The sequence below is a fragment of the Rossellomorea sp. ABR4_004 genome, from assembly GCF_056159585.1.
In genome coordinates this window covers 964094-976316 of record NZ_JBSWVM010000001.1, presented here as the reverse complement: position 1 = coordinate 976316, position 12223 = coordinate 964094, and the positions used below count along the sequence as shown (strand labels likewise).

Annotated in this window: 13 protein-coding genes; 11 read left to right on the top strand and 2 right to left on the bottom strand. The window is 41.7% G+C overall.

Features of this window, described 5'->3' with window-relative positions; genetic code table 11:
* Nucleotides 1-14: 14 nt before the first annotated feature.
* Both ACXAF2_RS05340 and ACXAF2_RS05335 read right to left on the bottom strand, forming a co-directional pair.
* Complete coding sequence (locus ACXAF2_RS05340; RefSeq protein ID WP_475137669.1) at nt 15-602, bottom strand: pilus assembly FimT family protein; 588 nt, start codon at nt 600-602, stop codon at nt 15-17.
* On the bottom strand, nt 544-1074 hold the full coding sequence (locus ACXAF2_RS05335) for a type IV pilus modification PilV family protein (RefSeq protein ID WP_475137668.1): 531 nt from the start codon (nt 1072-1074) through the stop codon (nt 544-546). The genes ACXAF2_RS05340 and ACXAF2_RS05335 overlap by 59 nt, the downstream gene beginning before the upstream one ends.
* Before the next feature lie 114 nt (nt 1075-1188).
* Between ACXAF2_RS05335 and ACXAF2_RS05330 the strand changes: the two genes are divergently transcribed.
* The 11 genes from ACXAF2_RS05330 to ACXAF2_RS05280 all read left to right on the top strand — a co-directional run bounded on the left by ACXAF2_RS05330 (nt 1189) and on the right by ACXAF2_RS05280 (nt 12219).
* On the top strand, nt 1189-2421 hold the full coding sequence (locus ACXAF2_RS05330) for a hypothetical protein (protein WP_475137667.1): 1233 nt from the start codon (nt 1189-1191) through the stop codon (nt 2419-2421).
* Between the two features lie 10 nt (nt 2422-2431).
* Complete coding sequence (locus ACXAF2_RS05325; RefSeq protein ID WP_475137666.1) at nt 2432-3169, top strand: PRC-barrel domain-containing protein; 738 nt, start codon at nt 2432-2434, stop codon at nt 3167-3169.
* Nucleotides 3170-3191: 22 nt separating this feature from the next.
* The gene (locus tag ACXAF2_RS05320) at nt 3192-4565 is read left to right on the top strand and encodes a VanW family protein (RefSeq protein ID WP_475137665.1); all 1374 of its coding nucleotides are present in this window, start codon (nt 3192-3194) and stop codon (nt 4563-4565) included.
* A gap of 21 nt (nt 4566-4586) precedes the next feature.
* On the top strand, nt 4587-6248 hold the full coding sequence (locus ACXAF2_RS05315; protein ID WP_475137664.1) for a GspE/PulE family protein: 1662 nt from the start codon (nt 4587-4589) through the stop codon (nt 6246-6248).
* Nucleotides 6249-6257: 9 nt separating this feature from the next.
* Nucleotides 6258-7301, top strand: a complete 1044-nt coding sequence (locus ACXAF2_RS05310) for a type IV pilus twitching motility protein PilT (RefSeq protein WP_475137663.1) — start codon at nt 6258-6260, stop codon at nt 7299-7301.
* Nucleotides 7302-8513 (top strand): type II secretion system F family protein, encoded by a 1212-nt coding sequence (locus tag ACXAF2_RS05305; RefSeq protein ID WP_475137662.1) that lies wholly within the window; start codon nt 7302-7304, stop codon nt 8511-8513. It abuts the gene before it with no gap.
* Nucleotides 8514-8623: 110 nt separating this feature from the next.
* Nucleotides 8624-9103, top strand: coding sequence for a prepilin-type N-terminal cleavage/methylation domain-containing protein (locus tag ACXAF2_RS05300; protein WP_475137661.1), 480 nt, complete (start codon nt 8624-8626; stop codon nt 9101-9103).
* Nucleotides 9104-9105: 2 nt separating this feature from the next.
* Nucleotides 9106-9849 (top strand): prepilin peptidase, encoded by a 744-nt coding sequence (locus ACXAF2_RS05295; RefSeq protein ID WP_475139116.1) that lies wholly within the window; start codon nt 9106-9108, stop codon nt 9847-9849.
* Nucleotides 9850-9863: 14 nt separating this feature from the next.
* A complete protein-coding gene (gene pilM, locus ACXAF2_RS05290) occupies nt 9864-10826 on the top strand; it encodes a type IV pilus biogenesis protein PilM (RefSeq protein ID WP_475137660.1) in 963 nt (320 codons plus the stop codon).
* Nucleotides 10826-11452, top strand: coding sequence for a PilN domain-containing protein (locus tag ACXAF2_RS05285; RefSeq protein WP_475137659.1), 627 nt, complete (start codon nt 10826-10828; stop codon nt 11450-11452). Before pilM ends, ACXAF2_RS05285 begins: the two co-directional genes overlap by 1 nt.
* Nucleotides 11449-12219 (top strand): hypothetical protein, encoded by a 771-nt coding sequence (locus ACXAF2_RS05280; protein ID WP_475137658.1) that lies wholly within the window; start codon nt 11449-11451, stop codon nt 12217-12219. The genes ACXAF2_RS05285 and ACXAF2_RS05280 overlap by 4 nt, the downstream gene beginning before the upstream one ends.
* Nucleotides 12220-12223: the final 4 nt, after the last annotated feature.

The window sequence follows — 12223 nt, the reverse complement described above, 5'->3', positions numbered from 1 at the left end:
CTGTTTTCTCCCTTCTAAAAACCGAAGCTGCTCTCTAAATGAAGAGTTTTATCGAAATTAGGATGTGAAACTTTGTACGATAGCTGAATGATTGCTTCATTGCAAGGTTTGGATGTGCAGGTAGAAGTGATTTTGGATCCCGAAAAGTCAGAAGGTGTAGTTATGATTGCCCCGTTAAAGCTCCATTGTTTTTTCTCCCCGACTTGAACTAATTGCAGCAATTGTTCATCATTCACAATCTCTTCATCCTCTACCTCGTAGAAGGACTTACCTGAATAGGGTGATACAGATATTTCACTGTTGTTTATAAACTTTACACAAGTAGAAGAGGATGGCACGCACTCTTCAATTGTATCGAAAGGGTATGAATATAGATTCTTCATCACCATTGCAGAAACATAATCTGCGTCTTCTCTCAATTGAGCATCGATCGAAACTTTCTCATACATCTTATAGCCGGTAATCATTGCTCCATATGTAACGGGTAACAGGATGGCCGATATGGATAGGGTAAGTAATAATTCAACCAGTGTAATGCCTCTATTATCGAATATCCTCGCTTTTAACTTTTCCATCAACAGTCGTACTGTATTCTCTATCATTGATATTCCACCTAACTTCGATTGTAATAGGAATATAGTAATCTAATTCATCAAGATTCGTGACTTCCCCGGAATAAATCTCAGTCTCATATTCTACCCCGTTAATATTTATATATTTCTTGTTAGGACAGGAATCAATCATTTCTGATTCAGTAGAGAAGTTAGGGAAGGTTTGGTATTCATCCCCGCAAATGAATAATTTTAAAAATTCATCTGTTGGATTTTCACTACCTATATTCACTTCATAGAAAAAGTCCCTGATCTCAAGGAAGTCTTGTTTTTCCATGAACATCAAGACATTCCTGGCTACATTGATCCCGACTGTCTTCTTTTGATTGCCATTCGTATATGTACTGGATTGAAGGAAAAAATTCATGAAACTAAGAAGGACGATCCCCAGGATTGTAATTGAAACCAAAAGTTCAATTAAAGTGAAGCCTCTATTATTTTTATATATTTTTAGTAGTTTCAACCCAACACCTGCTTTCAAAATACCTGACTTTATTATACAATATTTAGTAGTCGAAACTTGTAAAAAAAAGTCTGATTTATAAGAAATATATCATAGGGAGGAGATGAATGTAAGATGATATACCTATTTTCGTTGCTGGCACTCATTCTGTTGCTACCTATTTTATATTTTATTCCGATAGGCATCAGTGTAAAAGGGAAACTACTCATTGCTGGTATTGCATTTGGGTTAACGCTCCTTGGACTAGTCGCATCGACCCAATATTCAATTTGGATGATCGGCATCATGTTAATGATTTTATTAGGCCTATCTTCTTATATGATTGAACAACGATTCAGTGGTCTTTTAGTCCTGTCTACAGGGACTGAATTGGATTTGGAAGAAGAGCCTGTGCAAATAGTCCATGATCATAAGGAACTGAAGGATCATTTACATAATAAAAAGGATGAATCACAAGTTGAGGAAGAAAAATTGGAGTTGATTGAGGATACTGTGGATTCCGCTCAGGTTGAAGTTGAATTAGCTCCAATTGAAATGGAAGATCTCTATGAAATCGAAGTGGACGCGGAAGAAGAAGAGTCTGAAACAGATACCTCTATAGAACAAGATGAACCATTACAAGACACGGAGATCAAAGAAATAATCTCTACTTATGAAACAGAGTCGATTAAGGTCGAGGACGATGAAAGTGAATGGTTCATTGAGAATGCCAATGAATACGAAGATATTGGAGAAATGAATGAAATAAAAGAAAAAGAGTCTTCTGATATCGTTTTAAGTGAGATTGAGAGATTAATAAATGAACCTGACGAGACGATTGAGGATGAAAAGGAAGAAATGAAGGAAGCATTTGATGATCATTCGGAACCTGTAGAAAATTTAGAGGGCTTACTTGGTTCTGAAAATGAATTGGAAGATGCTTTAGTTGATGATTTTGTAGAAGATGGGAAAGCTGAAATAACTGAGGGGACCCAAGGTAGTATTGTTGAAGATAACAGTGAAGAGGATCTTCACGTACATGCATTTCCTAAAAGGTCCAGGATCATGAGAGAGGTTATGAAGACCATGATTGAACAAATCACACTCTCGAAGAGCATATTATCCTCCCATCAGATGGAAAACATGATTAAGCATTACTTGCATCCAAGTTTACACGATCAAGACTACTATACATTTGCAAGAATATTAATGGATCATTACATTACAACAGGGCAATATGAAGACTTACACATGTTTACTGACGGGATTGATAAGAGATTCATAGAGTATCCATACATTAAAATGGATATCGAACAAACAAATGAGTTTGCATGGAAAAAGTTAAACGAAATTAAAATGACAGAATAGGTGAGATGACATGAAAAAGAGTGCAGAAATGAAAGCTTTACCGATTATCAGTATATCCGATGGAAGTGAAATAGGGAGAGTCAAATCCCTTATAATCAATCCGGAAAAGGGCTCGGTTGATTTTCTGACCATCGAGCATGAAGATTGGCAGGTCAGTGTGAAGGCGATCCCGTTCAAAAAGGTAGTCGGTATAGGCGAGTATGCCGTCACTGTCGAAAATGAGAATGCAGTGATCGACTTAAATGAAATCCCGATTGCAAACCAGCTGGTGAATAAAAAAATTAAAATCAACGATACCCGTGTGATGACCCGTAAAGGCCAAATGATCGGAAGCATTCAAGAGTTTTATGTGGATGATGAAACCGGGGCTATTGTTTCCTTAGAATTAAATGCCCAAGACAACACGTTTTTCCTTGGTACGGAACATGTCCTGACATTTGGGAAAGATATCATTATTGTGAACGAAGACGCTGCAGAATACTTTAAAGAATCATTTGATCAACTTGTAAGCCATGAACCTGTGTTCGAAGAAGAGACTGAAATTTTACAAACGCAACAACATGGCCTAGAGACAATTAAAACGAAACAGACTCAATTACTTACGGGAAAAAGTGTGATTGAAGATATATATAATTTAGAGGGTAATCTATTGATTGCTAAAGGTTCATCTCTAACGGAAGCCGATATTAAAGCTGCTCAGGACGCTGGTCCATCTGTTTTTGTTGATTTAACGATGAATATTAAGTAGGAGTCAGGAAGGAGCGCCTAGTGTGAAAAAAGGTCTATTTGGTAAGCTGATGACCGTTTTGTTCTTATCCACATTTTTTCTATATGGTTTTTCTCATTTAGGCGTCTTTGCTTATGAAACGTTCTTTGTTAAGTCACTCAATCTATCAAAACATGCAGCGGTTGCATCTATTAATCTGGGTGGAGCAAACAAAGAGGAAGCAAGGAAGATACTGGATGAGAAAGTAGATGAATGGAAGCTAAATCAAAACCTACTGTTGGATTTCAATGGAGAAAGTGCAAAAATCGATCCATCTCTCTTTCATTTTCATTTGGAAGAAAGCATAGAGAAACTTGTTGATGATGAAAAAACAAGTTTAATTGTGACGATGGACGAAAACGCATTCGATGCGTTTCTATCAAATCAGTTCCCTGACTATAGGGGGGAAGACATAAATCTTCCTTCTTTAAGAGAGTATGTCCTCTCCTTGGCTGGTAGTCTTCGTAAAGAAGAGAGCGTAAAGATATATGATTATGCAGCGAGCAATGAATCTCCACAAGTACTTTTTGAGGCCGTGTCAAATGAATTAGAGGTTACACCAACGATCAAGAGCTTTATAGACAATTATCCCTCCATTCCCATTGCACCCAATTCCCAGTTTTCGTTTTCGGATTTTCTGGAAACAGAAGGATTTGTAGTTGAATCACAGGCTGATTTAAGTCCGATTGCATCATTACTCTATCAGATCACCTTACATTCCAACTTTTCTATCATCGAACGAAATATAAGCAAGCTGCTTCCGGACTACGTGACACTAGGCTTTGAAGCGAAATTCAATCCGATGAATAACCAGGATTTTGTCATCACCAATCCTAATTCAACCGGTTATGAACTGAAGCTTGCCATCCAAGAGAATAGAATCAAGGCTCAATTACAGGGAATCCCATTTCCAAACTCTTATAATGTCCGTTTATCGGAAAAGGAAACGTTCCCTCCAAGAGTGATTAAACAGTTTAGCCCTTTTGTTGAAAAAGGAAGCGTCGATATCCAACAAGAAGGGAAAGATGGGGTACTGATCCGGGTTTATAAGCAAAAACTGAACTCTTCAGGTGAAATCCTTTCAGAAGAACTGATTAATGAAGATTTTTATGCACCACAGCATAAGGTTGCAGTTTATCCATTGCAGGAATTACAGGAAACCCCAAGCGGAACATTTGATAATGTACCAACCGGGGCGAATGAGGAAGAATCGACGAATGAAGAATCGGATGATGGGGAAAACGATGAAACTTCCTCAATGGACGATGAAGATAACGAGAGCAGTCTTTCAGGGAAGGAAAGTGAAGGCACTGCCGATCAGGATTCTTCAAGTCCATCAGACGATGAAGTAAAACCAAAGAAAAAAGATAGAAAATAAGTCGTAAAAGCGGGTGATAATGTGACCACGATTAGAAAGAGACTTGGAGACCTGCTCGTTGAAGCAGGGATCATATCCGAATCCCAGTTACAAGATACCCTGAAAGATAAAGCGAAGGGACAGAAGTTGGGGGATGCCCTGCTTCAAAGGGGATATATTACAGAGCAGCAGTTGATTGAAGTATTGGAATTTCAATTGGGGATTCCCCATGTCAGCTTATACAGATACCCCTTTGAAACGAACTTATTCCACTTGATTCCTAAAGAATCGGCTAAGCGGAACCTGATGATCCCACTCAAAAAAGAAGGGGACAGGCTTTTCGTCGCGATGAGTGACCCGTTGGACTTTTACGCCATCGAGGATCTGCGTTTGGCAACAGGCTTTCAAATCGAGACAGCAATTGCGACGAAGGATGATATTTTGAAAGTCATCAATAAGTTTTATGACTTAGAGGATGGATTTGAAGACTTATTTCAGGAGAATCGGGATCAAAATAGAGTAGAAGAAAATACGGTAGTGGATTCCGATTCACCCATCGTCCGATTAGTGAACGGTATCCTTTCAAATGCAGTGGCCCAAAAAGCGAGTGACATACATATTGACCCTCAGGAAACCAAAGTCGTCATACGTTACCGGGTGGACGGCATTCTTAGAAACGAAAGAAATCTCCCGAAGCACATGCAAAGTATGCTGATTGCCAGGCTTAAAATCATGGCGAATCTCGACATAACCGAATTCAGGGTGCCTCAGGACGGGCGGATCAAAGTGAATATCGACTTTCATCCCATCGATCTGCGTGTGTCGACTTTGCCGACGGTCTATGGAGAGAAAATAGTGTTGAGGATTCTGGATTTAGGTTCGAGCCTGAATGACCTGACCAAACTGGGTTTCAACAAAGTAAATCAACAGAGGTTCATGAAGATGATCCAGCAGCCGACAGGGATTGTCCTCATCACGGGACCAACCGGTTCAGGGAAGTCTTCTACTTTATATGCAGCCTTGAATCATCTCAACAGTGAAGAAGTGAACATCATTACGATCGAGGATCCAGTTGAGTATCAGCTGGAGGGGATCAACCAGATCGGGGTGAATCAGAATGTCGGTTTGACCTTTGCGAAGGGGTTGCGTGCCATTTTGCGTCAGGATCCGAATATCATCATGGTCGGGGAAATTCGGGACAGGGAAACCGTTGAAGTCTCCATACGGGCTTCCTTAACTGGACATCTCGTGTTGAGCACGATCCATACCAATGACTCAATCAGTACGGTGACGAGACTACTGGATATGGGTGTAGAACCCTTTTTGGTTGCCTCATCACTAAGCGGGGTCGTGGCTCAACGCTTGATCAGGAAAGTTTGCCGTGATTGCAAACAAGAGATGGCGGCTTCCAAACGGGAGATTGAAATATTCGCCAAAAGGGGGATGAAGATCGAGACCATTACGAGAGGGCAGGGTTGCTCTTCCTGTAATATGACAGGATACAAAGGCCGGATTGCCATTCATGAAGTGCTCGTCATGAATGATGACATGAAGAAGGTCATTCTGAACAACGAACCCTTCTCCAAGTTAAGGGAGCATGCCGTGCGGAATAAAACCATCTTCTTAATCGATGACGGCTTGCTGAAAGTGAAGCAGGGCATGACCACGACCGAAGAAGTATTAAGAGTAGCGATTTCAGAGTAGGTGAATGAATTGAAAGAAAAAGTTGATTATCTTCTAAAGTCTGCTTACGAGCTTGGCGCTTCCGATATCCATCTTACAGTCGGCTCACCCCCTATCTTCCGGATACATGGAGACCTTAAAAGGTTCGGTAAAGAAAATTTGCTGCCCGATAACACGGAAATGATGGCAAAGGCCATCATTTCTGAAACGATGTATCCTGCCTTCGAAGAAGTGGGTGAATTGGACTTTTCCTATGGAATCCCGGGCGTTTCAAGGTTCAGGGTGAATGCATTCAAACAACGATCATGTATATCTTTGGCCATACGTGTCATTCCGACTTCGATTCCTACAATGGAGGAATTATTTCTCCCCCATGCATTGAAGGCGATTGCTGAAAAACCACAGGGTCTCTTTCTTGTTACCGGACCCACAGGGAGTGGAAAGTCGACCACATTGGCATCCATCGTGGATTATATGAACCGGAAAATGAGGAAGCATATCATTACCTTGGAAGACCCCATCGAATATCTGCACAAGCATGGGGCATCCATCATCGATCAGAGGGAAGTGGGATTTGATACAAGGTCATTTTCAAAAGGGCTGAGAAGTGCCTTGAGACAGGATCCGGATATTATTCTCGTAGGGGAAATGAGGGACCTGGAGACGATACATACTGCCATCACGGCCGCGGAAACCGGACACCTTGTTCTGGCGACCCTTCATACATCCAGTGCCCCGGCCACCATCGAGCGAATCGTAGACGTCTTCCCGCCGGAGCAGCAGTCACAAATCCGCGTTCAATTGGCATCGGTCCTTGTCGGGATCCTTTCACAGAGATTGTTTGCCACTCTGGATAAAAAAGGAAGAAGGGCCGCGACAGAGCTCCTGATGAATAATGCAGCGATCGCCAATTTGATCCGTTCTGAAAAGGTCCACCAAATTCAAAATGTCATGCAGACGTCCAAAACTTCAGGCATGCACATCATGAGCGACAGTGTGATGAGGCTTTATGAGAGTGGCATTATTTCAAAGGAAATGGCATTTCCTTATAGCAGAGAGGAGATTCCTCAATAGATGGGACGTTTTAAGTACACGGGCAGGGACCAAAAAGGAAAGAAATCGGGTATCATCACGGCCTCATCTAAGAAGGATGCCCTCATTCAGTTGAAGAAACAGGAAGTAAGGGTCATTGAGATCCTGGAAATGCCTGAGACACTCATGACGAAAGACATAACGATTGGAAATCCGGTGAAGCTACAGCATCTTGTTATTTTTTTGCGACAGTTTGCGACCCTTCTTCAAGCCGGGGTTACAGTGGTTGATTCGACTCATATTCTGGCCGAGCAGACGGAGAGTAAGGCTCTCGGCAAGGCACTTACGGAAATCGAAGATGAATTGCGGGACGGTAACCCGTTATCTGATGCCTTCTCCCGTCACAAAAAGATTTTTGAACCTCTGATGATCAATATGCTGAAGGCCGGGGAAGCGTCAGGCAGCCTGGATGAAACATTGGAAGGGCTCGCCACTCACTATGAAAAGCAGCATATCACGAAACAGAAGATCATTTCGGCGTTAGCTTATCCAATGGTTGTCGGCGTCATTGCCATCGGGGTAGTGATATTCTTACTGGCTGCCGTTGTACCGACGTTCGTGAATATGCTGACTGATTTCGGAGGCGAATTGCCGGCCATCACACAATTTGTGATTGCTTCAAGTGAATTCATGCAAAAGTTCTGGTACATCATCATTTTGTTTTTTGTATTCATTGCCATCACTCTGGCTATGTTAAGAAAAGACAAACGATCGAAGTATTATCTTGATTATGCCATCCTGAGAGTGCCGATTTTCGGGAAGATGCTGCAGAAAGCGGTACTCGCGAGAATGACCCGGACGCTTAGTTCATTATTTTCGAGCTCAGTCCCTATTTTGCAGGCATTAGCGATTGTTGAAAAGGTTGTGGAAAATGAAGTGGTGGCCCGTGTGATCGGCGAATCCCGCAGGTCATTGGAGAAGGGAACGTCCCTTACAGACCCGATGAAACGGCACTGGGCTTTTCCTCCATTGGTGACGCAAATGATTGCCATAGGAGAAGAGACCGGGTCCCTGGACTCGATGCTTGCGAAGGTCGCGGACTTCTATGAAAAAGAAGTGGAAAGTGCCACGGATCGCCTGAAATCATTGATTGAACCACTCATGATCGTCATGCTGGCAGGATTGGTCGGGACCATCGTCACTTCGATTCTCGTTCCGATGTTCGAAATTTTCAATAATGTTCAAAACTATTAGAAAATACCTATAATTTTACAAAAAATTTGATTTTTTTGTCGGATGATTGTTGTATACTAGTACTAGATTACTAGTTTTTAGTAAAAGATATATAAACAGGAGGAATTACCATGTTGAAGAAAATGGGTAAAAGTTTGAAAAATGAGCGCGGATTGACGCTTATCGAATTGCTTGCTGTTGTCGTTATTTTAGGGATCATTGCGGCGATTGCGATTCCTAGTATTGGTGGGTTGATCAATAACTCGAAGAAGGATGCACATATTGCGAATGCTCAGCAGATGATGAATGGAGCGAGATTGGCTGTCGCTGCAAACGAAGTGAGTTTTGCTACATCTCCTACTACAATTGATATTTCTACTTTAAACACAAAAGGTTACTTAGAACAATTTGAAAACCCCTCGGATTCAGCAAATGGGTATAGCGGAACTGCTAGTATAGTTACTATTACTAAAAATAGTACAACTGGGAATCTAACTTATACAGTAACATTGAAAAATTCTGATGGAACAAAAACTTATTTGAATACGCGCGATCCTGATAAAGCGACAAGAGATAATGTAGATTTAAATGGTGCTGCAGTAGCTCCTTGATGATGGGTATTTTTTTAATAATCTACGGTCTCCTCCTAGGCTCCTTCTACAACGTAGTCGGCCTCCGGATACCGCTCAAAAAGTCAATCGTCAAACCTAGATCAGCCTGCCCATACTGCCAGCATACGCTGACAGCCAAGGAACTGATACCAGTACTATCCTATATCATGCAAGGTGGAAAATGCGCTCAGTGTAAGGGGCGCATTTCTCCTCTTTATCCATTGATGGAATTAACTACCGGACTCTTATTCTTACTTTCTTATATTATGTTAGGCTTACAGCCGGAGCTGATTGTCGCTCTTACCCTTGTCTCTTTATTCATGATCATCACGGTCAGTGACCTGAAATATATGGTCATTCCCGATAAAGTGCTGTTGTTCTTTTCGGTGTTGTTTATCTCAGAACGAATATTCATCCCGTTAAACCCGTGGTGGGACAGCATTGCTGGCAGCATTACCGGCTTTTGCCTGCTTCTTCTGATTGCCATCATCAGCAAGGGAGGAATGGGCGGCGGTGATATCAAATTATTCGCTGTCATTGGTTTCGTCGTGGGGGTCAAGGTGATGCTTTTTTCCTTTTTCCTTGCTACCCTTTTTGGGGCGGTCGCCGGTATTACAGGCCTGATGCTGGGCTTTTACCAGAAAGGGCAACCCATTGCTTTCGGTCCATATATCGTAATAGGCACACTCGCAGCATACTTCTTTCACCAGCCAATCCTGAATTGGTATTTTTCTTTATATAGCTAAAGGGGTCATTCAAGATGTTATCACGTCTCTTCAATAAAAATAAAAATAAAATCAATATCGTCATCAGTGATCAATGGATTCGATTTGTAGAATTGAAATCTGTTTCTCCTTTACATATTCACCATTTTGGTGAGAAGCGAATTGCTGACGGGATGATCTCAGATGGCAAAATCATTGAAAAAGAAGCTTTTCAAGCACTGTTGGAAGAGTGTGTCCTTGATTGGAGTATAAAGAAAAGGGAAGTTCAATTCATCGTTCCGAATACTCAGATGATCATCAGGAAGATGGAAATATCATCTGATATTGAAGACGATGAGGTGAAGAGCCACTTGTTCCTGGAAATCGGGACGAGTATACATCTGCCTTTTGAGAACCCGGTTTTTGATGTGGTGGTTGTAGGAAATAAAGGAGACAAGAAAGAAATCATCCTGGTGGCGGCACCGGAGGATATTGTCATGGAATATCATCAGCTATTGACTGATGCCCATTTAAAGCCGGTTGTGGCTGATATTAGTCCACTTGCCTTTTATCGATACGTACACTCTTTGGAGTTAACTCGTAAAGAAGACCATGAAATGCTCCTCTATTTCAATCAGGCGAATGTGACCGTGTCCATCTTCCATGATCATCAGCCTGTATTTTTCAGGCCGATCGGATTAGGTGAGGATCGGGAAGTGATGGATGAGAGGATGTATCACAATGATTTCCAATCCCTTCAATTTGATGACGTGATGAAAGAAATCGACAAAGTCATCAGCTTTTACCGATATACACTTACAAATGATGAAGCAATGATTAATAAAATATACGTAACCGGTGACCATCCCATGGTAGGGGATATCCACACCCTTTTATCAGACCGGTTTGAAATCGACATTTTCCAGGTGCCAACTTCTGCACGAGACGCCTACACCAATGAAGAACTATCGAGTGCGTTTCTACTCGCCATTGGTTTAGGTTTAAAAGAGGTGATATAGTGCTGGTCGATATCAATTTATTACCTCAAAAGGAAAAAGGGAGTCGTCAGTGGCTGTATGTGGTTATCGGTGTGCTATCAGGCGGTATCCTTGCTCTTATGATTCTATTATTTCTTGCTGCGAATATCGGAAAAGACGTGGATGTCCTGACGACGGAATTGCAAAGTGCCAAGCAGCTCAGAGTTGAGAAAGAGCAGAGCATTTCTGATTTTGAATCATCGGATGCCTGGGTACAATTGGAGAGTGCAGTCAGCTGGGCGGAAAGCTACCCCCTTGATACTGTGCCTGTCTTGAATCACCTGGTCGAATTACTGCCGGAGCGGGGTTTCGTGAAGGAATTTACATACGCGGAAGATGGGAGTATCCAACTCTTGATTCAATTTGATACAAGCAGTGAAGCTGCGTATTATTTAACGCATCTGAAGGAATCCAGGTACATTCAGGAAGCAACCTTATTGTCGCTGGCAACAGAAACCATTTCTGAAAATGATAGGTTAACAGCCGTTAATACGGAGACCATTTTACCAAGGTATATAGGTCAGTATGAAGTAACGTTAAATAGAGTAGAGATAAAGGAAATGGAAACAGAGGAAACTTCCGATGAGCAGGGGGGCGATTCGGAATGAATGTACGATTCGAGAAAAAAGAATGGCTGCTGATCAGTACATCTATCGTGATATCAGCATTTCTTATCCTCGGGGGAGTATGGTTCTATTATCTACCCGTGAAAAATCAGAAAGAAAATCTACTGAATGAAATCAAAACGGAAAAGAAGCTGATCGAAGCATTGGATTCTAAGATTACGTCCATTAAACAGGCTTCCTTTGAAAATTCGAGTTCACTTCAGCAAAAAGTTCCGGTCAAACCTCTCACTCAGCAGCTGCTAATCGACCTGGAAAAAGCAGAAATCGTCTCGGACAGTTTTGTCACAAGCATTGAATTTACGGAAGGTGCCGTTGATCTTCCTGCAACTGAATCCATGGGCGCAGGGGATGCTGTTTCCCAAACGGATGGTGAAGTAAGTGCAGAAGGAACTGAAGTGAACCCTGCGCCTGACGTGGTCCTTCCACAAGGCCTTCAAAAACTGACAGCCACGATTTCTGTAGAAGCAAAGAGCTATTTTCATATAGAGGAGTTCATCAATAAATTAGAAGAGTTGCATCGTATCGTAGAGGTTGAACAGATTTCTTTCAGCGGACCGGCGGAATTACAGCAATACGAAGATGAAATCGAAAATATTCAATTGAATTTAGTCGTATCCGCCTTCTATTTACCTGGTTTGGTAGAACTAGAAACGGAGCTGCCAAAACTAGATGCACCTCTTCCATCAAACAAAAAGAATCCTTTTCAGCAGTTCCCTGAACAAAAGTCAGAAGAACGAGATACCAATTAAAGGT

What these genes read in the sequence shown, in the direction of transcription:
- ACXAF2_RS05300 (WP_475137661.1), top strand. Translation starts at nt 8,624, where the DNA reads ATGTTGAAGAAAATGGGTAAAAGTTTGAAAAATGAGCGCGGATTGACG.
- pilM (WP_475137660.1), top strand. Translation starts at nt 9,864, where the DNA reads ATGTTATCACGTCTCTTCAATAAAAATAAAAATAAAATCAATATCGTC.
- ACXAF2_RS05305 (WP_475137662.1), top strand. Translation starts at nt 7,302, where the DNA reads ATGGGACGTTTTAAGTACACGGGCAGGGACCAAAAAGGAAAGAAATCG.
- ACXAF2_RS05340 (WP_475137669.1), bottom strand. Translation starts at nt 602, where the DNA reads ATGATAGAGAATACAGTACGACTGTTGATGGAAAAGTTAAAAGCGAGG.
- ACXAF2_RS05295 (WP_475139116.1), top strand. Translation starts at nt 9,106, where the DNA reads ATGGGTATTTTTTTAATAATCTACGGTCTCCTCCTAGGCTCCTTCTAC.
- ACXAF2_RS05325 (WP_475137666.1), top strand. Translation starts at nt 2,432, where the DNA reads ATGAAAAAGAGTGCAGAAATGAAAGCTTTACCGATTATCAGTATATCC.
- ACXAF2_RS05280 (WP_475137658.1), top strand. Translation starts at nt 11,449, where the DNA reads ATGAATGTACGATTCGAGAAAAAAGAATGGCTGCTGATCAGTACATCT.
- ACXAF2_RS05330 (WP_475137667.1), top strand. Translation starts at nt 1,189, where the DNA reads ATGATATACCTATTTTCGTTGCTGGCACTCATTCTGTTGCTACCTATT.